Here is a 24,144-nt window from a genome sequence, read left to right on the forward strand (position 1 = left end):
TACATACGTTCTACAATGGAAATATAGGTATAAGGGAGGGCGGTACATGTGACAAGGGCAGAGGTGTGCAAAATTGCGATGGAAATGGATGCGGGTGAGCAGGCAGATTTTAAGGTTTTTCTCGTTGCTCTGCTTGAAAGCGAAGATACCGCTCTACCTCTGGCATCCGATCGTTCGGAATGCGTTTGATTAGCTCTAACAGCTCAGGGTCCAGCCCGTCAGTGGAATCACTGGCGGGTTTCTTTTCTTTCTCATCGCGGCCTAAGAGATAATCGACAGATACGTCAAAATAATTTGCAATTGCGATTTTCATGTCATCGCTTGGGGTCCGCGTGCCAGTTTCATATTGCGATAACGTAGAATTGTTGATTTTTAGTATTGCAGCCAGTTCGAATTGTGCCAGGTTTCGCTTTTCTCGCAATAATTTTATTCTCGGGCCGATATCCATACATCCACCTCGTTTCGCATTTCGTGAAGCAATCATATCACATGATTTGCAGATTGAAAATATTTTTTTGCAAAACGTGAAAAAATATCTTGACATTTGCTAACTGTGAATTTATAATGCGGATAGAAGGAGGTGATGAATATGTCCAAGCTGGAAGAACTCCGGGTAGCAAAAGGTCTGACCCAAGACGTCATTGCTGCCTACGCTGGTATTGCCATATCGACCTATTCTCAGTATGAAAATGGGCTCCGTTCTGTTCCGCTAAAAACAGCTGAACGTATTGCGGAACTCCTTGGATGTGAACTATCCGAAATTTTTTTGCCGCAGAAATTCACAGTTAGCAAATCGATGGATGAATGCGCAGAAGTACAGGACAGCGCATGAAAAAGCCGCCCGGGCGAGCGGCGGAGGGGGCTGACATAACGGACAACCTCCGGCCCATACCATGACAGAAAGGAGGTGCAGCCACGTGGGGCGCAGAGAGGTTTACTGCATCGGCGAAAGACAGCAGATATACTTCACTCGCTGGGAACTGGAGGGACAGCCGGTGGAGGTAGAGGAGACGCAGAGAACGACACTCTACCGCCACAAAGATTATCCGACCCGCTGCGTCCGCTGGACTGGGCTGCACCTCACCAAGTACGGAGACCTGCCGGAGCAGCAGTCAATGGGATCGCTGGTCAGCGACGCCGGCCCGAAATGCGGAGTATCGGTAGTGACTGAACGGGCCCCTGAGGTGCCTTACACCTCAGAGGAACGGGCAGCTGGCCGGGAGCGGATCAGGCAGGCAGTAGAGAAAATCTATGGCTGCCGGTGTGAGTGGAAAAACAAAGGAGGTGCCCCAGATGTGGGGGAGGACGAAGAAAGTGTTACTCAAGTTGTGTAGGCTCAACGGGGAGGGGGAGTGTCCAGCGTCCCAGGCAGACAAGCGCTGCGGGGCCGCTCTGCTGGGCCTTCTGGCCGCGATTACCGTCTGCTATGAGCTGACCGACGGCGCGGCGCTCCAGGAGGTCCGGCAGGAGGACAAGCCCTCGGTGGAGATTATCTGGGAGGCACCCATAAGCCAGCCCCGGCTGCTGGAGGCTGTGAAGCTTCAGCTGGAGCCGGACCCCTACCGGGAGGACGTCCCCCTGGAGCGGGAGCTTCAGGCTGCCCTCCGTGCGACCTGCGAGGAAAACGGCGTCCCCGTCGCTCTGGCCCTTGGGCTGATCGAGGAGGAGAGCCAGTTTCAGCCGGATGTGGTCAGCCACAGAGGGGCTTATGGTCTTTGCCAGCTCAATCCCAAGTATTTCCCCCGGGAACTGACTCCGGCTGAGAACATTGCCGCCGGGGTGGGCTATCTGGGGGAGCTGCTGGAGCGGCATGGGGACACAGCGTCGGCCCTGCGGGCCTATAACCTGGGTTATGACGACGGAGACCGGAAATTTGCAGACGCCGTCCTTGCGGCGGCGGAAAAATGGGAGAAGGACTGACTATGTATCAGGGGATAGAGCGCAAAGTACGGGACGCGCTGAACGGCTGGTTTGGCCGGGGCAGGGTCGAGAGTGCGGAGCCTGTGGAATCTGGTGTGTTCCGGGCCCGGCTTATGGACGGCGGCCTGGCCTATGCTATCGTGGCGGAAGACGGTTCCGTCATCATTGACGAGCGGGAGGCGGCGTACTGATGAACATTATGCCGCACGCCACCCGTACCAGCCTGCGGCGGCTGCTCCTGAGCAAGGGGGTGGAGGTGCCCCCTGTCCAGGATCTGGTCATGGGGTACCGCTGCCGCCTGCGGGCTTATGCCCCCACCTTTGTGCTGCGGTGGAGGGACAGCCGGGGGAAGCACCATATGGTGATTTACTATTTTTGTGATGGACAGCCCTATCTGGATGTAGACAGCAAAACCGTCCCCATTACGACAGAGGAGGTGCAGCTCCATGGACTGTACAAGGAAAAAGAATAAACCCCGCACAGCGGGCAGGCTGTGCGGGGCAGGTTGCAGGCTTCGCAGGTATCTGCAACACGATCACTAGCAACGCTTAACAAGGGCATACAGGCCATAGTATAAAACGCAGAGAGAAAGATTTTCAGATTTTCCACTCAAACGAAACGCGGTCGCTGGTGGCCTGGACCTGAGAGAGAATAATGTCCGTCACCTGCCGTCGGTCGTCAAAGTCAATCGTGTTCCAGTTTTCCAGATGGGCAGACAGAAACTCGATTTTCTGTGGGGAAATTGTTTCCGCGTTCAGTGCCGCGATTTCCTTTATCAACCGTTGGCGGTTTGCGTCCAGCTCCTCAATTTTCCCATTGGCATAGGACAGTAGAACCGCATTGGCCCCGGTCAGAGTGTTCAGCAGTTTTTCAATTTCGTCCTCCACCTGGGCCAATTCCACATTCAAGGCGGTCAGCTTGGGATTGACGGTCGTTGCTTTTGCGGTCAGGGTTTGAAATTCGGAGAGCTTCTTCACCATCTCCCCATAGACAAATTGCTCAAACTCTGCCGTCCGAAGCGTCCCGCAGCCCTCACAGCTTTTATTGTCCGCCCGCTTGGAGCACCGAAGATACTGCGTCCCTGCCGGGTTGCCCACGCTCATAAGGGCATACCCACAGCGCCCACATTTGATTTTTCCGGCCAGCCAGGTATTCCGGGCCTTGCGCCCTCCCTGGAACGTGATATTTGCCAGCAGCTTCTTCCTGCACCGCAGCCAGGTATCGGCGGGGACAATGCCCTCGCTGGGGGCCAGCACAAGGATCTGCCCCCGCAGATCCTTGTGTTTTCGCTCCTGCACGTCCCGGCCCTGGTAGAGATAGCAGCCGTTTGTCCCGGCGAAGTCCGCCGCGTCGTTGACCACCACGGCCCCCTGGCCCTTGAAAAATTCGTACAGCTCCAGGTCTGCCTGGGCGTAAATTGGGTTGCGGAGCAGTTGGGAGATAAACCCCCGTTTCAATTCCTTGCCGTAAATCAGGATATTGTTTTCGGCAAAGTACCGGGCAATATCCCCGAACGACGTAGACGGCTCGGCGTACATTTCAAACATCAGTCGGGCAATATTCGCCGTGGTGGGGTCCGGGATCATCATTTTCGTGCGGATACCTTGGAGGGTGGTAGGCTCCAGCTTGAAGCCATAGGGGGCGGCACCGCTCATGTGGAAACCCCGCTGACACCGGGAGTAGTAAGCGTCGGTCACGCGCTTCTGGATCGTCTCGCGCTCTAACTGGGCGAACACGATACAGATATTCAGCATGGCCCGGCCCATCGGGGTAGATGTGTCAAACTTTTCCGTAGAGGAAACAAACTCCACGTTGTACTCCTGGAACAGTTCCATCATGGTTGCGAAGTCCAAAATGGAACGGCTGATACGGTCCAGCTTGTAAACCACCACCCGGCGAATTAAACCCTGGCGGATGTCGGCTAAAAGCTCCTGGAATTTTGGCCTGTCCGTATTCTTCCCGGAATAGCCCTTATCTTGATAATCTTTGTGGTTCCCACCTCTTAACTCGTACTTGCAGAACTCGATTTGACTTTCAATACTGATACTGTCCTTGCGGTCCACGGACTGTCTGGCGTAGATAGCGTCGATACGGTTTTCCATGATAACTCCTTTCCTGTCGGAAAATGGAGCTGTCAACCTTTACAAGTATATTATACCAAAGACAGCCCCACGGCACAAGGATGCCGCCCGGTCAGCGCATTTCCGCGCGGCCCGGCGCGTATTTGCGGAACACAGTGTAAAGCCCCGCCTCGATCTCCCGCTTGCGCCTGTTCCGCACCTTGGGCGCAAGAATGGGGGTCAGATTTTCAACAGTGATGGTTCGGCCCTGGAGAGAGGCCGTTTTCACTTCTCTGTGATAATTGGTTCGGGTATGCGGCATATTCTATCCTCCTGTGTAAACGGGGGTTTTAAGCAAACAAGTTTCCCTCTTGTCCCGTGGGGAAACGCAGAAAGGCAGCACCCGGAAAAGTGCCGCCCTTCAACCTTGCCCCACTTCTGGTCACGGTGGCCAGAAGTCCAGCGAGGATAAATCCATTTCGATCTATGATTGCGCCGTATTTGCCACGCGCCCCGGCACAGGGGAGTATCCCAGGCCGCCGGGCGGCTCCGGCTGTCATAACTCCGCAGGATTGCGAAGCTCCCCCGCAAGTCTATGGGAGGGCGTGAGCAAGTTTCATTATCCCCTGCGCTGTCGCCGCGCCCGGCTTGCCAGGGCCGGGTCAAAGGTTCGCGCTGATCGCTCGGCCCGCTTCTGTCACCTCCTTGAGCGGGCTGTCCTGGCGGCGCGCCTTTTGTCGCTGTTCACGCAGGTTTTGTGCCTGGAATACTGTGTATTCAGTTGTCCTCAGTGCATAAGTCTCCTCATACATCAGGCGGGTTTTGGCCGATTTCGGGTACACCTCAATGAAAATTTTTCAAAATTTCTGAAAGATTTTTTAAGCCCCGGCGGATACTGTCGCAAACGGCGCTCCCCTCTACATTTTCGGCCCTGGCAATCTCAGATTTTTTCTTGCCCAGAATGTAGTGGGCATACACCCTTCGAGCCTGGATGGGCGGGAGCTGGTCAAGAGCGGCGTAGAGGATAGAACGGTTTTCCTCCTCCAGAATGATCTCCTCCGGGGTCAGGGGCGGGAACATCACATCCGGCTCAAAGCCGGGGTCAACGTCCAGGGAGCACTCGTCATGCTCCCGCTTGCGCCGCTTGTAGCTGTCACACTGGCGGCCCCCGATGGAGAGAACAACGGCGATTTCATCCGATACCTCCAGGGTGATATTCTCGGTCAAATAGGGATAGTAACGGTTCAATTTGATGGTTGTCATATGTAACCTCCATTTCGATATTGGTGGAAGGGGACAGATCGAAATGGAGGGGCGGGGAGCGGCAGCGGGCCTCTGGACACCGTGTCCAGAGGCTTCGGAATAGAGAAACGCCCGCACAGCGCAAGGCTATACGGACGTACCGGGGCGACAGGATATTACAATTTTCGCAGTTGCGGCCAGGGCTTCCCGTCAGCGGGGGTGGGCTTTTTTTGACAGTAAACTATAAGAAAAGGACATAGCGATACCTCCAGGATACCGCCGTGTCCTTAAAAATGGGCGACTTTAACACACCCTCCGTTTTCCGTTTTTTCAAAAGAACGCGGCGGCTTGAAATTTACTATTTCAAAACCGCCGCATGGCTACTTGTATTTTGTTCGGGCGCACAGATACCAGCCGCCGAAACAACGGTTTTTTTATATGCCGTTGTTCTGGCAGAGGTGTTGAATTATCAGGATGCGTCTGCTGACACAATCGAAACGCTGCCCCTTACAGTTCCCAAAGCACCGTCCGGGGCTTGGAGGTACAGCTTATAGGTTCCGGGCGTTGTCGCTGGAGGCCCAACGGTAAAATCCGCAATACATTCCAGCGGTTCGCCCGGCTGACGCAGGTTATTCACTGACCAATAGGCCACATCTTCCTGATTGTCCTTTGCAAAAAAGACCTTCATTCTGTTCCCTGTTTTCGCTGAAATGTCGTACAAAATTTCATCTCCGTCGGACAATGTGTATTCCCCCAGGAAGATAGTTTCTCCTGCCGCTACGGTTTTGAAATCAACGGGGATTATTGCCACACCAGTTTTATCATCCGGATCATCCATATCCCTCAACAGTTCAATCACTTCCGCTTCGGTCATATAGGAAACGCCTGTGATTTTGTTTTTCGCATCACGGACAATTTTGATATTGACGGTTCCTTTCGGGTTCATATTCAGCGTATAGAAGGAGCCTTCCTTCCGGATGTCCAGAAAGATATTGACCAGCTGTCCTTGATAATAATAGGTCTTTTCATCGACCATCGTGACGCCTGCCTTCTCATATTCCGCCATCTGCGCTTCGGCCCATTCTTTCTGCTGCTTCTCTTCCAGCTCGTCAAACTCCTCGCTCCGGTTCAGCTTATCAAAGAGCATAGATTGAAAAGCCCAGTTTCCATCTTCCAAAGCCCTGTCCAGCCAAAGTTCCAGTTCCGCTTTGTCCATACAGTCCGTTAAAGTGGAGAAAAACGCCATTTCTTCATCGGTATATGCCTTTTCTGCAAAGTCGGCAAGCAGAGGAGAATTTGAGCCAAGTCTGCGCACAGCAACAGAGAAAAAAGCGAAATCGCTCTCGGCATACAGCTTTTCAAGCCATATCCTTTGAGCATTTTCGTCCAGCCGGGGGAAAGTTATTTCAAACAGAGGCAAACTGTCGGCTTTATAATACCGCTCTATCTCTGAAGAATTATCCTCAATGCTCGCGCCTGCTTCTTTGGGGTAGACAAAATTATCATAGGAACGGCTGCCTTGCCCAATCGCAAGGACTGCACCAACCGACTTATTAGTGGCATTTTTTCCTGCACTCGCAATGTCATAATCCCGCAGGGTAATGTTGTAAATATGTGCATTTTTCGCAACCCCAAACAGTCCTATAATCTCTGCGTCCGGGTCGGTCATAGTGAGGCCCGTGATCTCAAAGCCATTGCCGTTATAGGTTCCTGTAAAAGGGACATCCCATGTTCCGATGGGAACCCAGTCACCTGCGGACAAGGAAATATCCGCTTGCTGCATATAATTCAGGTTCATGCCATACTTGCCTGTGCCAATCGCTCTGAGCTGGGCTTCATTATAAACTAAATAATATGATGTTCCCTTAAAATCCAATGTTTCCATTTCTAACGAATTGTCTGCATGTATCGAATTTGGCACATCTGCGGCAGCGGCAGTAGAATAAATTCCGACGAAAGCTGCACTGAAAATGATACACAACGTCAGCATACCAGTCAAAAGCCGAATTGCTTTTGATGCTTTCTTAAAACTCATAATTGCACCTAACCTTTCTTTCAATAGCTGTTTATTTTCGCTTAAAGTGACAGCGCCGAGATTTTCTTTGTATCTCCCAACTGCGGCCATCGCGTCAAGCAAGGTTTTCCCGTAGTCCTGCGCGTTGCCGCTCCCCATTTTGGCAAGGACGGCTTCATCGCAGGAAAATTCACAAGCCTTGGTAATTTCCAGGCTCATAAGATATACAAGCGGGTTAAACCAATGCAGGCAGACTGTAATCTGCACCAGCCATTTATAGAACATATCCCGCCGTTTGTAATGCGTCAGTTCATGCAGGATGATATAGCGAAAATCTTTTTCAGGAATATCTGCGCTGGGCAGTACGATACACGGACGGAAAAAGCCAATCAGCAGAGGGGAAGAAACCAACGGGTTGACGCATAATTCAATGGGCTTTTTGATGCCCGACTGCTCCGCAACAATAGAAAGTTCGTCTAACCGCTCAATGTCAGAAACCGGGGTTAATCCAGCCTTGATATACCGCATAAAGCCCTGATAGATTGTTATTTTTCGTATCAACAAGCCCAGCGCGGCCACCAGCCACACCAGCCAGATCTGATTGATTAACAACACTCCAATATCTTGAAGTGGGTGGGCAGTTGTTACATCATCTGCCGGACTACTTACCGTTTCATTGTGATGTTCCGCCCCAACAGCGGGAGCAAGATTGCTTTCCGGAGCGTTTAATGGGAGCTGTTGCTGCGGCGGTAAAGGAGCGGTCTGGGATATTGCTTGATCGACAGCCTGATATGCCTTCCCCATCAGGCTTACTTCCGTCCCGAACGGGAGCAGTAGCCGCAAAACAACAACCAGCCAAATGTAATACTGCCATTGCCGGCTGATTTTGTTTTTCAAAAACTGTTTTCCAAAAAGTAAAGCCAGAATAAGTAAACTGCCGGAAAAAGACATGGACAGGAAAATCTTCAAAACTGCGTTCATTGCGGCCCTTTTCCTTTCTCCAGCAGCCGTTTCAATTCCTCATATTCCTCGTCTGCCAGCATATCGCCCATAATCAGATTGGAAACCAGACCTTTTGCGCTGCCCTCATAAATCTTGTCCAGGAAATTTTTCGTCTGCACCGTCTGGTACTCCGCTTCCGAAACAAGTGTGGTATATTCGTTGCGGCGTCCGATTTTCTTTGCGCTCAGAAAGCCTTTGTTCATCAGCCGCGATAGGAGTACAATCAAGGTGTTCTTTTGACACGGCTTGCCTCTGGCAGCTAGCCTATCCATGATATAGGGAAACAACGTCACATCCTCTGGGTTTCCCCATACGATTTTCATAATTTCAAGTTCAGCATCGGAAATTTGCTGTACCACGTTTTTATCCTCCTTAATGTATAACATCGTGTTGATGATTAAAATATAACACGATGTCGTCCTTCTGTCAAGTCCATAATTTTACAAAAGAGATTAGGAATACGCAGTCTCCACTATTACGCAATTCTGGGGGGTGCGCTAAACGGCAAGCAGGGCGAGTGTCAACACACTCACCATTTTCGCCTTGCGAAAATGCTTGTTGAGGTTGCACCCCAAACCCGCCGGAGGCCTCTGGACACCGTGTCCAGAGGCCTCCCTGTCTGCGGCCCGTCGCTTTGCTCCTGGGCCTTACGCGCTTACAGCGCAACCACCTCCGAAAGCCTCTCCAGCAGTTCGGAAAGCGGCCCCCATAAGTCCGCATAATCTTTTTGCAGGGCCTTGATTTCATCCGGGTAAACCCCGCCGTTGATATTCTCTCGGACCGCGATTTGATTGAGGTTATTCGCACACCGCCTTTGCAGAGAAACAATGTCTTTGACGGGAGCGAGGTCAACGTGGAGCACATAGCCGTTGAGGGCCATTTTCCGCACATAGGCTGAAAGGTTGCGGATACCCACATCCGCCATGCGCTCCTGGATTTTTGCCCGTTCATCTGGAGACAGCCAAACATGGAGCAGCGTGTTCCGAACACGTTTCTTTCCCACAACCACAGTTGACGGACTTTGGAGGCTGCAAAACGTTGATTTTTTACCGTTCATAGATACCTCCCATAAATTCAAATTGTTGACAGTATCCCGATAAATCGGGCCTGGGGAATGATACTATACCAGCCCCTATGAAACCAAGGCCGGAAACCCTTGCGGGGCAAGGCGTTGAAATTGCCAATTGTCCACATATCAGCCGTGGAAAGATAGCGATTTGAGAAGAAGCGGTTCGACCCTATCCCCCCGCCCTTTCCCTATCCAGGGAAAGGGGGCGGCTCTGGAGGATATATCCCCCGTCGCGCCTTGAGAGGTAGCACAGCCGGGACAGCCAGTCAAGGGTGCGGAGCACCGCCGCGCAGCGGCGGCTTTGCCCTTGACAGGCAGCCCCGGCTGTGCTATGGGTGGTGCGGCGACGGGGGATACATCCAGCAGAGCCTCCGTGGACGAAGCGGGGAAAATGGGCGGGTCCCTTCTGGTCACGGTGTCCAGAAGATATACAAAAACACCGCTCCGGTTTTTTGTCGGAAGCGGTGTTTTGCGTAAGGTTGACAGTCCATTCATTGTCATGTTTTTGTATGCTCTTGTTAAGGGAAGATATGATCATTATAGCACACTCCCCGAAAAATACAAGGGGTGGATGATATGATTTCCGAGAATACTTTCAGGTCCGGCCGCAAAAAGGGATTTATTGTTCTGTACAGGGAAGCGGCACAGGATGACCGGCTGACTCTGGAAGCCCGGGGGTTGTTCGCCCTGATGGTCAGCCTGCCAGACAACTGGGAGTACACTGTCTCCGGTCTGGCCGTCAAGGCGGGGTGCGGAAAAGACAAGGTCCGCCGGCTGCTGGGAGAGCTGCAAAGAGTAGGGTATCTGGTCCGGGAACAGAGCCATGATATGGGAGGCAAGTTCGCTTCCAACGTCTATGTTTTGCAGGATGAAGCACCGTTGTCTGGAAACACCGTCAACGGTGAAAACCGTCAACGGTCAGAACCGTCAACGGGAAAACCGTTGCCGGTTTTTACGACACAAAAGAATAAAGAAGAAAAGAATACAGACTTAAAAGAACCCCCTAAAGCCCCCCAGGGGGCGAGTGTGGCGGAAAAGCCGAAAAGAGCTCGGAAGCCGAAATCGGTGCCCGGCTGGCAGCCGGAGAAGTTTGAGGGCTTCTGGAAGGCCTACCCTCGGGACGAGGACCGGGCCAAGGCGGTGGAACAGTGGGACAAGCTCCCTCAGGATAAGGAGCTGATGGCGAGCCACGGGGACAGTGAGGAGGCGCTTCTGCTGGAAATATCCCGGGGGCTCAAGCGGCATCTGGAGAGCCGGGAGTGGCGGGAGGATGTGGGCATACCACACGCCTTCCGGTGGCTCCGGGACCGAAGGTGGACGGAGAAGCGCAAGCGGCCGGCCCTGGAAGCTCCCTCCGAACCTCCAGCCCCTGTCCCGCCCAGGCCATTCCACACGGAGATTATCAACGGGGAGGAGGTAACCGTCTACGATGAGAGCGCTTGAGGCAGAGCAGGCGGTCCTGGGCTCAATCCTCATTGACTCCAGGTGTCTGGAGGCGGCGGCCCGGATCCTGCGCCCCCAGGACTTTGCCCTGGAGCTGAATCGGGAGCTGTACCAGGTAATCCTGGCGATGGACCGGGGAAAACAGCGCATTGATCCGGTGACCGTGCTGGAGGGAATGAAGCGGGCGGGCTGTTACGTCGAGGGTGCATCCCGCAGCTATCTGCTCCAGCTGATGGACGTCACGCCAACAGCGGCCAATGTGGAGGAGTACGCCAAGATCGTCCGGGAGGAGGCGTTGAAGCGGGGAGTGGCGGCGGTGGCCGAGTACATCACGACGGAGCTGGCCGAATACACCCCGACCCCGGACGTGCTGATGGAGGCCGTCCGGCGGCTGGAGGACCTGCAAAAGGACGGCGTGAACGAGGACCTTTTGGACCCGGACAGCGCCATGCTGGCCTTCTATGCCCACCGGGACCTGGTTGCCCAGGGCGGCGGTGCGTTTGTGCCGACAGGCTATCAGGATCTGGACCAGCAGCTGGGGGGCGGGATGCTGAACAGCGGCATGTATGTCCTGGCCGCCCGGCCGGGCATGGGAAAAACTACCCTGGCAATCAACATCGCCGACCGGCTGGCTAAGCAGGGCAGGCCTGTGCTCTTTGTGTCGCTGGAGATGGACCCGGAGCAGCTGGAGTCCAAACGCCTGGCCCGTGAGACGGGCATCCCCGCCAACCGGCTGCTGATGGGTGTGCTTACGGACGAGGAGGAGGCCGCCGTCGCCGATGCGGCGGATGTGATCCGGGCTTTGCCCGTTCACATCAACCGCCGGGATACAGCGACGGTGGCCGATGTGGAGCAGATGGCCCGCCGGGTAAAGGACCTGGCTCTCATCGTCATTGACTACATCGGCAAGCTCCGTCCGGAGCTGCGTGGGCGGAGCCCCGGACGGGTGGAGTACATGACGGAGATTTCCGGGGACATCAAGAGTCTGGCCCGCCGCTTCCGGGTGCCAGTGCTGGCCCTGTGCCAGCTGAACCGGGCGGGCTCAGACCGTAAAGACCCAACGCCTATTTTGACCGACCTGAGGGACACCGGAGCCATTGAACAGGACGCGGACGGAGTGATATTTCTCCACAGGCCTGACTATTACCAGTCTCAGAAGGCCGCAGGGACGATATCGGAGCTTCAGGTCATTCTGGCGAAGAATCGCCACGGCTCTTCCGGAGAATGTACGATGGCGTTTGATATGAGGTCCAGCAAAATGACGACCTCCCATTACCGGCCGGTGGCGCGGAGGAGAGACCCGGAGCAGCTGGGCCCCACACAGATGACATGGGAAGAAATGGAGGACAAGTGGGACAAGGAAAACCCCTTTACGGATAAGGAGGAACAGCATGACACAGACAGATAAAGCGGCCCTGTCGGACCGGCTAAGCAATATCGGGCTGGTGACGCCAACCCTGGCGGAGGGCCAGCCTGGTCAGATGGACGCCGTCCGGGACATTGAAACCATCACAGGCGAGATTTTGGAGGCTAAGCGGGTAGGTGGTGAGGCGATTCTTACTATTGGTCGGGGCCTGATTGAGGCGAAGGCCATGCTGGAACATGGTGAGTGGCTGACATGGCTGAGCGAGAAGATAGAGTTTTCCGAGCGTCAGGCCCAGCGGCTCATGAAGATTGCCAGAGAGTATTCAAATCCGACACTGGTGTCGGATTTGGGAGCCCGCAAAGCCTTGCAGCTGTTGGCGTTGCCGGAAGCTGAACGGGAGGAGTTTCTCACTGAGACCCACCAGGTGAACGGGGAGGAGAAAGCGGTTATCGACATGACCTCCCGGGAGCTGGAGAAAGCCATCAAGGAGCGGGATGAGGCCCGGAGGGTGGCGGAGCAGGCAAAGGCAGACAGCCGGGCCGCTGAGGAGGAGCGGCAGGCGCTGATGGAGAGCATTAAAGCAGCCAACGCGCTTTTAGATTTGGCCAAGTCGGAGAAAGAGGAGACAGCCAACTATGTCGAGAAGCTGAAGAAGCAGCTGTCCGAGTTGAAGGCGGCGCCAGTGGACGTGGCAGTAATGGAAGTGGACCAGGCAGCGCTGGACAAGGCCCGGGCCGAGGGCGAGGCCGCCAAGGCGGAGGAGATTGCGGCCCTCCAGGCCAAACTGGACAAGGCCAATGAGTCGAAGAAAAAAGCCGACGAGAAGCGAAGAAACGCCGAGGCCACTGCGGACATTCTCAAGCTTCAGCTGGAGGAGGTAGCGAAAAACAGAGAGAAAGCCGCTGCTATGTCCGACCCGGATGTGGCTAAATTCCAGGTCTACTTTGACCAGGCTCAGGAGGTAGTCAACAAGCTGCGGGGGCTTCTCATGAGGGCCCGGGGGCGGGAAGAACAGACCACCGCTGAAAAATTGACCAGGGCTATCCTGGCGTTGAGCGACGCGATAAGGGAGGCTGCGAAATGAACAGCTGGTATGAGCAGGCTAAGGGTAAGTTGGAGAAGGGCGCCAAGGAGGTCAAAGGCCAAAAGGAAGGTGCAATGAAGTCCGCTGTCAAAAATACTCTGCTTGACTTCTGCCAGCAGAATGAGGAGTTCGCCCAGGCTGTAGCCCAGGGCGGGAGCTTTCCTGAGTGCATGGCGGCGGTGGCCAAGGGGGCAGGAAACAGCATCTCCGACCTGGACGCCTATAAGCGGGCCGTGTCCTTCTACTTTCCCGGTGCAGCGGTCTCAATGATCATGCGGATCGACCTGTGCGGGAGCGTCCGGGCGGAGGAGCCGGAAGAGGACAACGTCCTGCAGCTCAACTTCGACGACTTCCTGTGAGGTGGACGGTATGGCAAAGTGTAATGTGGACGCCATCGCCGGCGCGGAACTGCTGAGCCGCTTCCAGGCATACCTGACGGGCGAGGAGGAGGAGCAGGTCAAGGAAAGGTTCACCGGCCTGTGCTTCTATGAGACCTTCGGTCGGCGGGACTACCGGGAGTGCTGCTGCACCAAATGCGAACAGACCTTTAGTGTGGAGAAAGATGAAGACAAGGATTTTTTCAAGGCACATCACAACGACTACGTCACCTGCCCGGCGTGTAGGGAAGAGGTCCAACTGAAAAGCCTGGGGCGGATCCGAAATTTCTCCAACCTCCGGGAGACCATCCCAGCGGTCTTCCTCCGGGCGGACAAAGAGGGCGCCCTGCTGATCTCCGCCGGACTGGCGACCCGGAAGATCCCAGGCTGGAATGACCTAACCCCATGGGTGGATTGGACCGAGAAGGCCCGGTATTATCTGGCCCCCGGTCGGGTGATGGGGTGGAAGCGGTCAATCGACTACTATTTCGGGATGATAATGGGCCCTCAGCCCTGGACGCAGATGAAAAACATCTGCAAGCCCTTCCAGAACAATCCATACCGTTGCCTCACCGACCATTACTGGCTGTTCGGGCTGGAGGCCCTGGAGCGGTCAAAATTCCGGTACTGCCAGATCAATGAGTGGTATCGTGATGTAGTGGGGTGCTGGTTGGAGGAGGACAACAAGGTCCGGCTGTGTATTGAGTTTCTGGCAGAGTACGCCCTCCACCCTCAGATGGAGCTGGCGGTGAAGCTGGGGCTTACCGATGCGGTAACCGATCTGTGTGAGGGAAAGAAAAATCACCAGGACCTGAACTGGCAGGCAGACAAGCCCTGGGACTTTTTCCGGCTGTCCAAAGCGGATGCCAAAGCCTTCCTGGCGGCGCCCTCCCTGACGCTGCTCCACTGGATCCACGAGGAACAGCGGGCCGGGGCGGAACTGCTGGTCCGGGACATGATCCGGTTGTGGAGCTCCTTTGGCGGGGCCCAGGCGAAAAAGCTGGCCAGCTGCACCCTGCGGTGTAAGGTCAGCCCTCAGAAGGCGGAGCGGTATGTGCTGTCTGTCCTGGGGCCGATCGCCCAGGACCAGGCGGCGGAGCTGTGGTACGACTACCTGGATATGGCCGGGAAGCTGGGGTACGACCTGAACCGGGAGGATGTCTTGATGCCAAAGGACCTGCGGGCGCGGCACGACGCGGCGGCTCAGACGATACAGGCGGAGGAGGATAAGAAGCAGTCCAAAGCCTACGCCAAACGGCTGGAGGAGCTGCGGAAAAAGTATGAGTTTGAGCTGGACGGCCTGCGGGTCGTGGTCCCGGAGAACGCCCGGCAGATCGTGGAGGAGGGGCGGATCCTCAAGCACTGTGTGGGCGGCTACGCGGGCCGGCACATCCAGGGCAAGACCACGATCCTCTTCCTGCGGCGCTCCCGCCGGCCAGAGCGATCCTACGTCACCATCGAGATGACGGGAGCCGGCCAGACAGATATCATGCAGATCCATGGGTACAGAAACGAGCACTACAGAGGCGGCATTAGTCCCAGAGATCAGTATGAGCACTTTTTGTCCGTATGGAAGGGGTGGCTGAAGGCCGGGAGCAGACGGGACCGGCAGGGCCGGCCGGTGCTGCCCCAGGAGCAAAAGGCAGGCGTTGCCTGATGCTGACCATCGTCTGTCAGGTGGACCGCCCGCCCGGCCAGGCTATCGGCGTGAAGGAGCAGGTGGCCATGGCCCTGGAACACATTGGCGATGTCCGGGTAGTGTCAGTGACAGAGACCCACCCGGAGCAGCTGAGGATTGGAGGATAATATGAGACTTTTAAAACCTGGTGAATCATGTCCCCTATGCGGGATGTCTATCCGAGAGGGGCTTCCTAAACGGGAATTGCTGCTTCTTAGCTATGTGGCAGAAGGTATGTCATTGTTGGATGCGATAAATGCTCTAACCGAGGTGATGGAGCTGCCTCCACTGGGCGGGGTGGTGGTGCAGGGAGATGCTTTGGCGGAACCTCTTGAGCCTGGGCCTCCAGAACAGGTCAAAACGGAGTCAGAGGACATAGGGGCGGAAAAGCGGGCTATTGTACAAAGGCTGAAAGCATACCGGGATGCCTACGGGCTGGGCTGTCTGGATAAGGTCGCTGAAAAGACTGCCCACAGGAAGGGAGCCCGCATATCGGAGGATACTCTACGGGATATCGCTGGCGGCTGTGCCCCTAAAATGGAGCTGTCTGAGTGGCAAAAGATTGCCAAAGCTCTGGATGCGCTGGAGGCCAAGGAGGCAGCGAATGGCTAAAACATTAAAACAAGTTCGCTGCGGCCGGCTGGTGTGTGCTGTTGTGTATACTGCACCGGCAGTGGGAGACTCCCCGAAAGCCAGGGCCCAGAAGCAGAAGGCAAGTACCGCCGCCCGGGAGCGGCTGAACGCCAGGACTTCCTTCCAGAAGCTGGAGCGGACACTGGCCGCTAATTTTGACAACGGGGATTTGTTTCTGACCTTGACTTTTGGCGACAAATATCTTACTGAGACCAGAGAGCAGACAATAAAGCGGGCCCGGAACTTCTTTGGCAAGTTCCGGGCAGCGAGAAGAGCCAGAGGACAGCCTCTGAAATATATCTATGTAGTGGAGGGGCACTGCCCCGGGGGGCGGCCTCATATCCATGTGGTTGTTAATTCTACCGGGGATGACCTGGAGGAGATTAAACGTCTATGGGTTTACGGTGATAACATAGAAATGAGGCGGCTGATCTTCAACAAGGATTATACCTATGAGGATCTGGCCAGTTATCTGACCAAAGATCCTCGAAACGACTGCCCACAGGAAGGGAGGCCGCATATCGAAGGATACTCTCCGGGATATTGCTGGCAGCTGTGCCTCTAAAATGGAGCTGTCTGAGTGGCGGAAGATTGCCAGGGCGTTGGATTCTCTGGAGGCAGTCCCATGCTGAGGATCATCACCGAAGTGGATGCCCCACCAGGGCAGGCCATTGGCGTCAAGGAAGCCCTGGCTATGGAGGCGGAGCGGTACGGCGATACCCGGGTGATCTCCGTGGTAGAAGTGCTGCCGGAGCAGATGAAGCTGCAAGATTAAAGGACGAAGGCCATGAGGGCTACGGTCTGTTGGATAACAGGAGGCAGACCTCGTGGCAAAATTCAAGAAAATTATTGTCGCCGGGCCGCTGGTGGTAGAGTGCATCTACCCCGCGCCCAACCCCAGGGACAGCGCCGGGGTCCGAGCGGGCAAAAAGGCCCTGTCATCGGCGGCCCAACAGCAGATGAACCTGAAATACGCTTATCAGAAGCTGGAGCTGCTGATTGCCGCCAACTTTGGTGTCAGGGACCTGTATGTGACCCTCACCTATGACGACGCCCACCTGCCCCGGAACCGGGCAGAGGCCCGGGCGGCTATGCGGGCCTTTTGGAAGCGGCTGAGGAAAGCCCGGAAAGAAAAGGGCCAGGAGCTGCGTTACCTCTACGTCACCGAGCACAAGCATGGAGAGGGCCGCTGGCATCACCACGCATTGATCAACGGGACCGGCGAGGACTATGACCTGATCCGCCGGTTATGGGGCCAGGGCGGTGTGGAGTTCAAGCAGCTGCGCATTGACCGGGATAAGAATTTTGAGACCCTGGCCCGGTATCTGTGCAAGGAGCAGCGGGACAAGGCGGGGCTGCGGCTGTGGTCTGGCTCCCGGAATTTGCGCAAGCCGGAGCGGGAGTGCTTCCGGGTTCCCAACGACACACAGCTGACCATCCCTCGCAATGCACCGATTACTTTTAATAACGATAATAGAGACACACTCTATGGCCATTTTCAATTTATTAAGTACCTGGCCGCTGGATGGGAGACTACCATAGGTCCCAGGCCCAAGGCCAAACGCCGGCGCCGACGGAAGCGGCCATAACCTTTTTTAATATTTTTTCAGCCTTGAGGATTATATTAACTTATGGAAAAAGGAGTGGGAAACCTTGCAATTTGAATCCAAACATGGTAAAATGTTGACAGTAAGAGGCAAGTGGCTGGAATGTCCCACATGCCGCCGCAACCGGCAGATGATGCAGATACGCCCAGATACCGAGGGGCACAACATCGTGGCATTCTGCCGGGTATGCAAAACTGAACACATCGTGGATATCGTGAAGGGCGAATGCTTTGAGAGCTACGGCCAATGACTGGCGCTGAGACGCGCAGTTGTTGGCCGTAGCTTTTCGTTTTTCCCGATGACCGTGGAGGTGATAGCCCATGGCTAACAGGCTATTGAGGCCTTGCCGGTATCCAGGATGTGGTGCGCTTACTCGCAACGGCTGGTGTTCTGCTCACAAGCCTAAGCAGGCGGCCCGCCGTGAGAGTGTAGCCTGGCACAACTGGTACGGCCTGTCGATTTGGACGGATGGCCTTAGGCCCGCCCAACTTCTGCGGGAACCGTTTTGCAGGGAGTGCGCCCGGCGGGGCTTTCGTGTCCGAGCCACCGACGTGGACCATGTCCAGGACCACAAGGGCAACTGGGCGCTGTTCATCGACGAGGGAAACCTGGAAAGCCTGTGCCACTCCTGCCACAGCCGGAAAACTATGCAGGAACAGTGGAAAAAACGGCGGGCAAAATTACGCAGATGAAAAACAAAACTCGGGAAGCTTTGGGTGCGTCGGCGCGCGGTAGGATTCAGGCGCGCGCGCAGGGCAAGGCTATGCCTTGCAGCCCCTACCCCCCCGGCCAAAAAAGTTTTTTGATGCCTCGTAGATGACCGCATGTCCTACTTCGTGAGAGATTTTTCCCCCATGGGAGAAGTTGGTGAAAGGGGTGATGTTGATGGCGGGAAAAAGACAGCCGACTGTGTTGGTTAAGGCGAATGGGCGAAAGCATTTGAGCAAAGCGGAGGAGGCGGAGCGGCTGGCCGCTGAGCCTCAGGTGGAGCCTTCCGCCTGTGTAAAGCCGCCGGGTTGGCTGACAAAGCGGTTTCACAGTGAGTTCTTGGAGATTGGACAGATTCTGCTTAACGCCGGGCTTTATACCGAACTGGATCGGGATGTGCTTGGGCAGTATTTTGTGGCCCGAGATGGATGGTTGAAAGCGAACAAGAAAGCATCAGCTGCCATACGTGACAATGATGAAAAACGGGCCCAGAGCTGGACGACGATTCAAAATACGTATTTTCGACAAGCCCGACAGTGCGGCGAAGTGATGGGTCTGAGCGTGACCAGCCGGTGTAGGCTGGTGGTTCCGGAGAGCGTCAAACAAAAGTCGGAAGACCAAAACCCATTCCTCCAGCTGATTGAGGGAGGACTGGCCAGTGAAGCCTGACGCATCTGTAGTGGATACTATGCCAGAAATGGTCTGGCTGACGCCTTTTATCCGGGTTCCCGTTCCGGAGGACGGGGCGGAGCTGCGGTACAGCCAGGAGGCCGTGGACCGGGTAGAGCGGTTTTTCTCTCTTCTGGTGTTCGGGCAAAACGAGTGGGCCGGAAAGCCCTTTAAGCTGCTGCCCTGGCAAAAAGAATTTATACAGGAATTTTTCGGTGTCCAGGTGAAAAACCCGGACGGTACCTGGGTGCGGTACCGGCGGTTTGGCTACGAGGAGATACCAAAAAAGAACGGAAAAAGCGAGCTGGCCGCAGGTCTTGGGCTCTATTTCCTGCTAGCGGACGGAGAGCAGCTTCCCCATGTGGGAGTGTTCGCCGTAGACAAGGTCCAGGCGGACATCATTTATAAATGCGCCAAGTACATGGTAGAGAACACCGCCATGTCGGAGCCCAAGCATAAGCCGCTGGCCTGGTGCCGGGACAGTGTCCGGGAAATCCGCACCAAATTCGGCGGACTGCTGAAGGTCTACTCCAGCGACGTGGAGAACAAGCATGGGGCAAGCTACTCCGCTGTGATCTGCGATGAGCTCCACGCCTGGAGCGGACGGGCCGGACGAGAGCGATGGGAAGTGCTCACCGTGGGCTCGGACGCCGCCCGGCGGCAGCAGGCGGTGCTGGTGCTCACCACAGCCGGAGACGACCCGGACCGAACCTCTATCGGATGGGAAATACACGAAAAATGCCGTAAAATTCTGGCCTGGCGGAGAGGGAAGCCGGAGCTGCCCGGGGACGGGGACGACCCTGCGTGGCTGCCCATTATGTACGGGGTGTCCGTTCTCACCGGGGATGATCCGGACAAGCTGGCGGCGCTGGACCTCCAGAACGAGGCGCTTTGGAGGCAGTGCAACCCGTCCTACGGGGTAACTATCAATCCCAGACAGTTCCGACAGGCGGCCCGGGAGGCAAAACAGAGCGAGGCGGCCGAACGAAATTTCCGGTGGCTGCGGCTCAACCAGTGGATTTCCGTGAAGGATGTGGGATGGCTGCCCTTGACCCTTTACGACAAAACTCAAATCGGGCCGTCAAAAAAGGCGGAGCGGGAGGAGTGGATTCGGGAGCACCTGACCGGGAAGATGTGCTTCGGCGGCCTGGATATGTCCATGACCACCGACTTGACCGCCTTTGTGCTGGTCTTCCCGCCCCAGCCGGGGCTGGAGACGGCTGTGGCCCTGTTTCGGGCCTGGCGGCCGATAGACACCGTGCTGGAGGCGGAGCAGCGGGACCATGTTCCATACCGGGACTGGGAGCGGGCCGGATTTCTTACCCTTCCCAAAGGGGACATGATCGACCCCAAGGATGTGGTGGATGCCGTTCTGGAGGCAAATGAGCTGTATGACCTCCAATGCGTGGGAGTGGACCAATATTTAACCCAGACGGTGACTCCCCGGCTGGAGGAAGCAGGGATACAGGTGATTGCCATTGCTCAGACGATGACCGGCATGTCGCCGGCCATGAAGGAGCTGGAGCAGCTGATCCGTAAGCACGAGATGCTCCACGTTCATAACTCTTGCGCCCGCTGGTGCTTCGGCAACGTGCGGTGTGCGGTGGACGGAAACGAGAATATCAAACCAATGAAAAACCGCAGTATCGGTCGGATTGACATTACGGTGGCCTGGATTATCGCCGTGGCTGCCTGGATCGTCAAGAGAAACCAGCCGCCCGACCTGGCTGACGCAATGAGCCGGGGAGATTATCATTTATGAGGTGTGAAAATGAAAAAGGTTGTAAGAGGTCTGGCAAGAAATTTGAGCGGCATTGTAATACTGGCCGGCGCAGTTTTGGTGACCATCGGCGCCGGGATGATCTATCTCCCCGCCGGATTTTTAGCCGGCGGTGGTCTGGCCATTGCCGGAGGGGTCCTGTCCGTCTGGGGAGAGGATAACGGTGGCGACCAGTGAGCCTGAAAAAAGGACTGATCCGGGCCGGCCGTACCCTTGACAGCCCCAGGAAAAGTATGGGCGGCGGCGTGGTCCGGGGCTTGACGCTGGACAACCCAGCCGGGTGGTTAACCGGGGAAGACAGTATATCCATGAGCCGGGACCGGGCCATGAAGGTGTCAACGGTGAACCGGTGCGTGGAGGTGCTGTCCACCTCTATGGCGGTGCTCCCCGTCTACATCATGAATGAGGCGACCAAAGAGCGGATCACAAATCACCAACTGGGCGGTGTGTTCTGGGGCAGGGCAAATGAGGCCATGACCACCTTTGACTACCAAAAGCTGATGATGTGCAACCAGCTTCTGCGGGGGAACGCCTATGCCTGGATCAACCGGGACCCGTCCAGCGGAGCACCCCGGGAGTTGATCCCCCTGCCGCCGGATTATATGTCGATCCAGATAGACACGGCGGGCCATCTCTGGTATTTGTTTCTCAATCCGCAGACAGGGAAGCAAACCAGACTGAGGCCGGAGGATGTGCTCCACTACAAGGCCTACAGCGAGGACGGAATCGAGGGGATCAGCGTACTCCGAAGGGCGAGCCTGACCCTGGATACTTCGATAGCGGCCCAGAAGTATGAAAACAGCACCTGGAGGCACGGAGGACAGCCCAGCGGAATCCTGACCACAGACGCCGACCTGGGAAAAGCAAAGACCTTCCGCACACTGCCCAACGGGCAGAAGGAAGAGGTGGATCCCAAGGAGCAGCTGAGGCAGTCGTGGGAGCGGACCTACGGAGGGCCTGACAACGCGTTTCGGGTGGCGGTGCTGGATGTGGGGCTAAAATATCAGCCTATCTCCATGACCAACACGGATGCCCAGTTTGTGGAGAGCAACGAGGTCCGGGTTTCTGATCTGTGCCGGTTTTTCGGTGTTCCACTTCACCTGGCCTACGCCGGGAAGCAGAGTTACGAAAGCAATGAGCAGAACGGCATTGAATATGTCACCTATACGCTGCTGGGCTATGAGACCCAGTGGGGGCAGGAGGACAGCTACAAGCTGCTGCTGCCCAGCCAGCGGGCCGGAAATCAGCGCGTCAAACGGGAGCTGAAGGTGTTCCTGCGGGGCGATACGACAGCACAGGCGGCCTGGTACAAAGCTATGCGAGAAGTCAGCGGGCTAAATCCGGATGAAATCCGCGGGCTGGAAGACATGGGAAAAATACCGGGCGGCGACAAATATTACGCCAGCTGGAACTACGGTCCACTGGACCAGTGGTCGGAGCTGAGCGCGATTCGAGCTCTTGGAAAAGCCGGCGCGGTGGCGCCGGAGGAAGGAAGTGAGGCGTAAATGGACCCCATTTTAAAGGCGGCACGGGTATGCAAGCAGGAGGTCAACGCGGGGGAGTTGGCACTGATTAACGCCCAAGCACTGCGCCCCCTCAGCGCGGAGGAGGTATTCACCTTTCGGCTGGCGGCCTGTGACAACCAGGTGGACCGGGACAACGAGCGGTTTACCGAGGACGCACTGAAGGAGATGGCGGACCTCTTTGTGGGGCGCCCCGTGCTGATGGACCACCAGTGGAGCGCCCGGAGCCAGACGGCGCGGATATACGCCGGGCACGTGGAGGAAAACGGGCCGGCTCAGCGGCTGATTCTGCGCTGCTACATGCCCAGGACGGACAAAACACGAGACACTATTACCGCCCTGGAGGGGGGTATCCTCCGGGAGTGCTCTGTGGGGGTGGCCGTCCGCAAGTCTGTCTGCTCCATCTGCGGGGCGAACCAGACGGAGACCCTCTGTCAGCACCGGGGCGGCCGGGAGTATGAGGGCAAACGCTGCTGGTTCGACCTTGACCAGGTGGCGGACGCCTATGAGGTGTCGCTGTGTGCCGTGCCGTCCCAGCCTGAAGCGGGAGCAGTTAAAAGCAAGCGGTACGGCGGGCAAGAGCCCCAGGACCCCGACCCGGCGGAGACCGGTGAGGCAGAGGCGATGCTGCTGGCCCGGGCCATGCAAGAGCAGGAAGAAAAACGATATGGAGGTATGGAAGAATGACGTATCAGGAGTATTTGGAACTGAAGGCCAAGCGGGCTGAGAAGGTAAAGGAGGGCCAGGCTCTGCTGGATAAAAAGGACTTTGCGGCCCACAAAGCTCTGATGGCTGATGTGGAGAAAATGAACCAGGAGATTGACGCAACCGAAAAGCAGCTGGCCGAGGAGGGCCGGTTTGCCGATGAAGATGAGAAACTGAAGGGCATGCACCACAATTATCAGGCCCAGCAGGAGGAGAAGGCCAAGGGCGCCGCCGTGGACAGTATCCGTTCTACCAACGAGTATGCCCAGGCCTTTGCCAAGGCGCTGTGCAAGGGCGTGAAGGTGAGCCAGGCCTGGGGGAATGAAGACTATGCCATCTTGACCAAGGCTCTGACTGAAACCGGAGGTACGCCGGAGGGGTCAGACGGCGGATTTTTGGTGCCCGAGGAATTTGACCGGATCATCCACGAGTATGAGAAAGACCTGGTGGACCTGAGCCAGTTCTTTACGGTGGAGAATGTCCGCAGTCTGAGCGGCTGGCGGGCCTTTGAGCAGGGTAAGCGTAAGCCGCTTCCTAAAGTGTCGGAGATGGTTACCATTGGCAAGGACGATCAGCCCAAGTTTGAGAAAATTACCTACACCGTAAGCAAGTACGCCGACCGTCTGCCCGTGTCTGCGGAGCTGCTGGAGGACAATGTCTTCAATCTGCTGCGGTATCTGGGCGGCTGGTTTGGCCCCAAGTATGTGCTGACCAAAAACATGCTGCTACTCAAACTGCTCAACGATCTGGAAAAGACCGTGTCTTTGACAGCAGGCAGCGAGGCCAAGGACCTGCGCAAGGCCTTGATCCGCGATTTGAACACTGCGCACAGCGGGAGCGCCGTCCTGCTGACCAACCAGAACGGCTACGCAGAGATGGACGGTTGGGAGGACAAAAACGGCCGGTCTCTGCTGGTGCCCAACCCGGCCGACCCCAATGTCTACCGGCTCAGCGGCCGGCGGGTGGTCTATGCGGACAACGACCTGATCCCGGATGAGACGGGCAAGACGCCCATTTACGCCGGTAATTTTAAAGCTTTGGGCACCCTCTTTGTCCGAAAGGGTATTGAGGTGGCCGCCACCGATGTGGGCGGGGACGCCTGGGCCACGGACAGCTGGGAGATGCGGGGTATCTGCCGCATGACGGCGGTCGCCATTGACAAAAACGCCGCGTTTAAGGCGACGATGCCGTCGCCGGACGGGGAGTCCGGGGCTTCGACTTTGTCCACCAGGACTAAGGTCTGATGACGGCGGAGCGCAAGGCG

General features: G+C 56.2%; 30 protein-coding genes. 23 read left to right on the forward strand and 7 right to left on the reverse strand.

Translation table 11 applies throughout. The features are described 5' to 3' along the window. Positions 1 to 109 precede the first annotated feature (109 nt). A complete protein-coding gene (locus D1641_RS01100) occupies positions 110 to 448 on the reverse strand; it encodes a helix-turn-helix transcriptional regulator (protein WP_160662552.1) in 339 nt (112 codons plus the stop codon). A gap of 141 nt (positions 449 to 589) precedes the next feature. Here D1641_RS01100 and D1641_RS01105 point away from each other — a divergent pair, with 141 nt between their 5' ends. From D1641_RS01105 to D1641_RS01125, 5 genes are all read left to right on the forward strand, one after another. Then, on the forward strand, positions 590 to 832 hold the full coding sequence (locus D1641_RS01105; RefSeq protein ID WP_160662553.1) for a helix-turn-helix transcriptional regulator: 243 nt from the start codon (positions 590 to 592) through the stop codon (positions 830 to 832). Positions 833 to 917: 85 nt separating this feature from the next. Next, positions 918 to 1,334, forward strand: a complete 417-nt coding sequence (locus D1641_RS01110; RefSeq protein ID WP_160662554.1) for a hypothetical protein — start codon at positions 918 to 920, stop codon at positions 1,332 to 1,334. After that, positions 1,315 to 1,920, forward strand: coding sequence for a lytic transglycosylase domain-containing protein (locus tag D1641_RS01115; RefSeq protein ID WP_160662555.1), 606 nt, complete (start codon positions 1,315 to 1,317; stop codon positions 1,918 to 1,920). Before D1641_RS01110 ends, D1641_RS01115 begins: the two co-directional genes overlap by 20 nt. Positions 1,921 to 1,922: 2 nt before the next feature. After that, on the forward strand, positions 1,923 to 2,111 hold the full coding sequence (locus tag D1641_RS01120) for a hypothetical protein (protein WP_160662556.1): 189 nt from the start codon (positions 1,923 to 1,925) through the stop codon (positions 2,109 to 2,111). Continuing rightward, on the forward strand, positions 2,111 to 2,392 hold the full coding sequence (locus D1641_RS01125) for a hypothetical protein (RefSeq protein ID WP_160662557.1): 282 nt from the start codon (positions 2,111 to 2,113) through the stop codon (positions 2,390 to 2,392). The genes D1641_RS01120 and D1641_RS01125 overlap by 1 nt, the downstream gene beginning before the upstream one ends. Before the next feature lie 124 nt (positions 2,393 to 2,516). Here the strand turns inward: D1641_RS01125 and D1641_RS01130 are convergent, their stop codons facing one another. The 6 genes from D1641_RS01130 to D1641_RS01160 all read right to left on the reverse strand — a co-directional run bounded on the left by D1641_RS01130 (position 2,517) and on the right by D1641_RS01160 (position 9,295). Further along, positions 2,517 to 4,022: a recombinase family protein gene (locus tag D1641_RS01130; RefSeq protein ID WP_160662558.1), complete on the reverse strand. Its 1,506-nt coding sequence runs from the start codon at positions 4,020 to 4,022 to the stop codon at positions 2,517 to 2,519. 91 nt (positions 4,023 to 4,113) lie between these two features. Further along, positions 4,114 to 4,302: a hypothetical protein gene (locus D1641_RS01135; RefSeq protein ID WP_160662559.1), complete on the reverse strand. Its 189-nt coding sequence runs from the start codon at positions 4,300 to 4,302 to the stop codon at positions 4,114 to 4,116. 521 nt (positions 4,303 to 4,823) lie between these two features. Beyond that, entirely contained in the window at positions 4,824 to 5,243 is a 420-nt protein-coding gene (locus D1641_RS01140) for a sigma-70 family RNA polymerase sigma factor (RefSeq protein ID WP_160662560.1), read from the reverse strand. Between the two features lie 448 nt (positions 5,244 to 5,691). Then, complete coding sequence (locus D1641_RS19340) at positions 5,692 to 8,217, reverse strand: M56 family metallopeptidase (protein ID WP_243149184.1); 2,526 nt, start codon at positions 8,215 to 8,217, stop codon at positions 5,692 to 5,694. Continuing rightward, the gene (locus D1641_RS01155) at positions 8,214 to 8,597 is read right to left on the reverse strand and encodes a BlaI/MecI/CopY family transcriptional regulator (RefSeq protein WP_160662561.1); all 384 of its coding nucleotides are present in this window, start codon (positions 8,595 to 8,597) and stop codon (positions 8,214 to 8,216) included. The genes D1641_RS19340 and D1641_RS01155 overlap by 4 nt, the downstream gene beginning before the upstream one ends. Before the next feature lie 296 nt (positions 8,598 to 8,893). Further along, on the reverse strand, positions 8,894 to 9,295 hold the full coding sequence (locus tag D1641_RS01160) for a plasmid mobilization relaxosome protein MobC (protein WP_160208270.1): 402 nt from the start codon (positions 9,293 to 9,295) through the stop codon (positions 8,894 to 8,896). A gap of 588 nt (positions 9,296 to 9,883) precedes the next feature. On the opposite strand from D1641_RS01160, the gene D1641_RS01165 reads away from it, so the two are divergent. The 18 genes from D1641_RS01165 to D1641_RS01250 all read left to right on the forward strand — a co-directional run bounded on the left by D1641_RS01165 (position 9,884) and on the right by D1641_RS01250 (position 24,124). Continuing rightward, positions 9,884 to 10,750 carry a helix-turn-helix domain-containing protein gene (locus D1641_RS01165; protein WP_160662562.1) on the forward strand — a complete coding sequence of 289 codons (867 nt, stop codon included), beginning with the start codon at positions 9,884 to 9,886 and terminating at the stop codon, positions 10,748 to 10,750. Next, positions 10,737 to 12,158, forward strand: coding sequence for a DnaB-like helicase C-terminal domain-containing protein (locus tag D1641_RS01170; RefSeq protein ID WP_160662563.1), 1,422 nt, complete (start codon positions 10,737 to 10,739; stop codon positions 12,156 to 12,158). The genes D1641_RS01165 and D1641_RS01170 overlap by 14 nt, the downstream gene beginning before the upstream one ends. Further along, positions 12,142 to 13,200: a DUF3102 domain-containing protein gene (locus D1641_RS01175; RefSeq protein ID WP_160662564.1), complete on the forward strand. Its 1,059-nt coding sequence runs from the start codon at positions 12,142 to 12,144 to the stop codon at positions 13,198 to 13,200. The genes D1641_RS01170 and D1641_RS01175 overlap by 17 nt, the downstream gene beginning before the upstream one ends. Next, a complete protein-coding gene (locus D1641_RS01180) occupies positions 13,197 to 13,559 on the forward strand; it encodes a hypothetical protein (RefSeq protein WP_160662565.1) in 363 nt (120 codons plus the stop codon). Before D1641_RS01175 ends, D1641_RS01180 begins: the two co-directional genes overlap by 4 nt. 10 nt (positions 13,560 to 13,569) lie before the next feature. Continuing rightward, complete coding sequence (locus D1641_RS01185; RefSeq protein ID WP_160662566.1) at positions 13,570 to 15,234, forward strand: PcfJ domain-containing protein; 1,665 nt, start codon at positions 13,570 to 13,572, stop codon at positions 15,232 to 15,234. Further along, complete coding sequence (locus D1641_RS01190; protein ID WP_160662567.1) at positions 15,234 to 15,383, forward strand: hypothetical protein; 150 nt, start codon at positions 15,234 to 15,236, stop codon at positions 15,381 to 15,383. Before D1641_RS01185 ends, D1641_RS01190 begins: the two co-directional genes overlap by 1 nt. 1 nt (position 15,384) lies before the next feature. Continuing rightward, positions 15,385 to 15,867 (forward strand): hypothetical protein, encoded by a 483-nt coding sequence (locus D1641_RS01195; RefSeq protein WP_160662568.1) that lies wholly within the window; start codon positions 15,385 to 15,387, stop codon positions 15,865 to 15,867. Beyond that, positions 15,860 to 16,453, forward strand: a complete 594-nt coding sequence (locus D1641_RS01200) for a hypothetical protein (protein ID WP_160662569.1) — start codon at positions 15,860 to 15,862, stop codon at positions 16,451 to 16,453. The genes D1641_RS01195 and D1641_RS01200 overlap by 8 nt, the downstream gene beginning before the upstream one ends. Before the next feature lie 60 nt (positions 16,454 to 16,513). After that, positions 16,514 to 16,663 carry a hypothetical protein gene (locus tag D1641_RS01205; RefSeq protein ID WP_160662570.1) on the forward strand — a complete coding sequence of 50 codons (150 nt, stop codon included), beginning with the start codon at positions 16,514 to 16,516 and terminating at the stop codon, positions 16,661 to 16,663. A 52-nt stretch (positions 16,664 to 16,715) separates the two neighbouring features. Next, positions 16,716 to 17,477 (forward strand): hypothetical protein, encoded by a 762-nt coding sequence (locus tag D1641_RS01210; RefSeq protein WP_160662571.1) that lies wholly within the window; start codon positions 16,716 to 16,718, stop codon positions 17,475 to 17,477. Positions 17,478 to 17,541: 64 nt separating this feature from the next. Next, complete coding sequence (locus tag D1641_RS01215) at positions 17,542 to 17,745, forward strand: cysteine-rich KTR domain-containing protein (RefSeq protein ID WP_160662572.1); 204 nt, start codon at positions 17,542 to 17,544, stop codon at positions 17,743 to 17,745. 70 nt (positions 17,746 to 17,815) lie between these two features. Beyond that, positions 17,816 to 18,187, forward strand: coding sequence for an HNH endonuclease (locus D1641_RS01220; RefSeq protein ID WP_160662573.1), 372 nt, complete (start codon positions 17,816 to 17,818; stop codon positions 18,185 to 18,187). 175 nt (positions 18,188 to 18,362) lie between these two features. Continuing rightward, complete coding sequence (locus D1641_RS01225; RefSeq protein ID WP_160662574.1) at positions 18,363 to 18,872, forward strand: P27 family phage terminase small subunit; 510 nt, start codon at positions 18,363 to 18,365, stop codon at positions 18,870 to 18,872. Next, positions 18,862 to 20,634, forward strand: a complete 1,773-nt coding sequence (locus tag D1641_RS01230; protein WP_347707361.1) for a terminase TerL endonuclease subunit — start codon at positions 18,862 to 18,864, stop codon at positions 20,632 to 20,634. Before D1641_RS01225 ends, D1641_RS01230 begins: the two co-directional genes overlap by 11 nt. A 9-nt stretch (positions 20,635 to 20,643) precedes the next feature. Next, a complete protein-coding gene (locus tag D1641_RS01235) occupies positions 20,644 to 20,829 on the forward strand; it encodes a hypothetical protein (RefSeq protein WP_160662575.1) in 186 nt (61 codons plus the stop codon). Beyond that, a complete protein-coding gene (locus tag D1641_RS01240; protein ID WP_160662576.1) occupies positions 20,826 to 22,157 on the forward strand; it encodes a phage portal protein in 1,332 nt (443 codons plus the stop codon). Before D1641_RS01235 ends, D1641_RS01240 begins: the two co-directional genes overlap by 4 nt. Beyond that, positions 22,158 to 22,862 carry a hypothetical protein gene (locus D1641_RS01245; RefSeq protein WP_160662577.1) on the forward strand — a complete coding sequence of 235 codons (705 nt, stop codon included), beginning with the start codon at positions 22,158 to 22,160 and terminating at the stop codon, positions 22,860 to 22,862. Further along, positions 22,859 to 24,124 carry a phage major capsid protein gene (locus D1641_RS01250; RefSeq protein ID WP_160662578.1) on the forward strand — a complete coding sequence of 422 codons (1,266 nt, stop codon included), beginning with the start codon at positions 22,859 to 22,861 and terminating at the stop codon, positions 24,122 to 24,124. Before D1641_RS01245 ends, D1641_RS01250 begins: the two co-directional genes overlap by 4 nt. Positions 24,125 to 24,144 lie beyond the last annotated feature (20 nt).

Origin of the sequence: Colidextribacter sp. OB.20 (assembly GCF_009911595.1) — a bacterium.
Taxonomy (GTDB): domain Bacteria; phylum Bacillota; class Clostridia; order Oscillospirales; family Oscillospiraceae; genus Lawsonibacter.

What these genes read in the sequence shown, in the direction of transcription:
- D1641_RS01140 (WP_160662560.1), bottom strand. Translation starts at nt 5,243, where the DNA reads ATGACAACCATCAAATTGAACCGTTACTATCCCTATTTGACCGAGAAT.
- D1641_RS01185 (WP_160662566.1), top strand. Translation starts at nt 13,570, where the DNA reads ATGGCAAAGTGTAATGTGGACGCCATCGCCGGCGCGGAACTGCTGAGC.
- D1641_RS01235 (WP_160662575.1), top strand. Translation starts at nt 20,644, where the DNA reads ATGAAAAAGGTTGTAAGAGGTCTGGCAAGAAATTTGAGCGGCATTGTA.
- D1641_RS01250 (WP_160662578.1), top strand. Translation starts at nt 22,859, where the DNA reads ATGACGTATCAGGAGTATTTGGAACTGAAGGCCAAGCGGGCTGAGAAG.
- D1641_RS01245 (WP_160662577.1), top strand. Translation starts at nt 22,158, where the DNA reads ATGGACCCCATTTTAAAGGCGGCACGGGTATGCAAGCAGGAGGTCAAC.
- D1641_RS01100 (WP_160662552.1), bottom strand. Translation starts at nt 448, where the DNA reads ATGGATATCGGCCCGAGAATAAAATTATTGCGAGAAAAGCGAAACCTG.
- D1641_RS01160 (WP_160208270.1), bottom strand. Translation starts at nt 9,295, where the DNA reads ATGAACGGTAAAAAATCAACGTTTTGCAGCCTCCAAAGTCCGTCAACT.
- D1641_RS01205 (WP_160662570.1), top strand. Translation starts at nt 16,514, where the DNA reads ATGCTGAGGATCATCACCGAAGTGGATGCCCCACCAGGGCAGGCCATT.
- D1641_RS01200 (WP_160662569.1), top strand. Translation starts at nt 15,860, where the DNA reads ATGGCTAAAACATTAAAACAAGTTCGCTGCGGCCGGCTGGTGTGTGCT.
- D1641_RS01130 (WP_160662558.1), bottom strand. Translation starts at nt 4,022, where the DNA reads ATGGAAAACCGTATCGACGCTATCTACGCCAGACAGTCCGTGGACCGC.
- D1641_RS19340 (WP_243149184.1), bottom strand. Translation starts at nt 8,217, where the DNA reads ATGAACGCAGTTTTGAAGATTTTCCTGTCCATGTCTTTTTCCGGCAGT.
- D1641_RS01190 (WP_160662567.1), top strand. Translation starts at nt 15,234, where the DNA reads ATGCTGACCATCGTCTGTCAGGTGGACCGCCCGCCCGGCCAGGCTATC.
- D1641_RS01165 (WP_160662562.1), top strand. Translation starts at nt 9,884, where the DNA reads ATGATTTCCGAGAATACTTTCAGGTCCGGCCGCAAAAAGGGATTTATT.
- D1641_RS01220 (WP_160662573.1), top strand. Translation starts at nt 17,816, where the DNA reads ATGGCTAACAGGCTATTGAGGCCTTGCCGGTATCCAGGATGTGGTGCG.
- D1641_RS01120 (WP_160662556.1), top strand. Translation starts at nt 1,923, where the DNA reads ATGTATCAGGGGATAGAGCGCAAAGTACGGGACGCGCTGAACGGCTGG.
- D1641_RS01125 (WP_160662557.1), top strand. Translation starts at nt 2,111, where the DNA reads ATGAACATTATGCCGCACGCCACCCGTACCAGCCTGCGGCGGCTGCTC.
- D1641_RS01175 (WP_160662564.1), top strand. Translation starts at nt 12,142, where the DNA reads ATGACACAGACAGATAAAGCGGCCCTGTCGGACCGGCTAAGCAATATC.
- D1641_RS01180 (WP_160662565.1), top strand. Translation starts at nt 13,197, where the DNA reads ATGAACAGCTGGTATGAGCAGGCTAAGGGTAAGTTGGAGAAGGGCGCC.
- D1641_RS01170 (WP_160662563.1), top strand. Translation starts at nt 10,737, where the DNA reads ATGAGAGCGCTTGAGGCAGAGCAGGCGGTCCTGGGCTCAATCCTCATT.
- D1641_RS01135 (WP_160662559.1), bottom strand. Translation starts at nt 4,302, where the DNA reads ATGCCGCATACCCGAACCAATTATCACAGAGAAGTGAAAACGGCCTCT.
- D1641_RS01195 (WP_160662568.1), top strand. Translation starts at nt 15,385, where the DNA reads ATGAGACTTTTAAAACCTGGTGAATCATGTCCCCTATGCGGGATGTCT.
- D1641_RS01105 (WP_160662553.1), top strand. Translation starts at nt 590, where the DNA reads ATGTCCAAGCTGGAAGAACTCCGGGTAGCAAAAGGTCTGACCCAAGAC.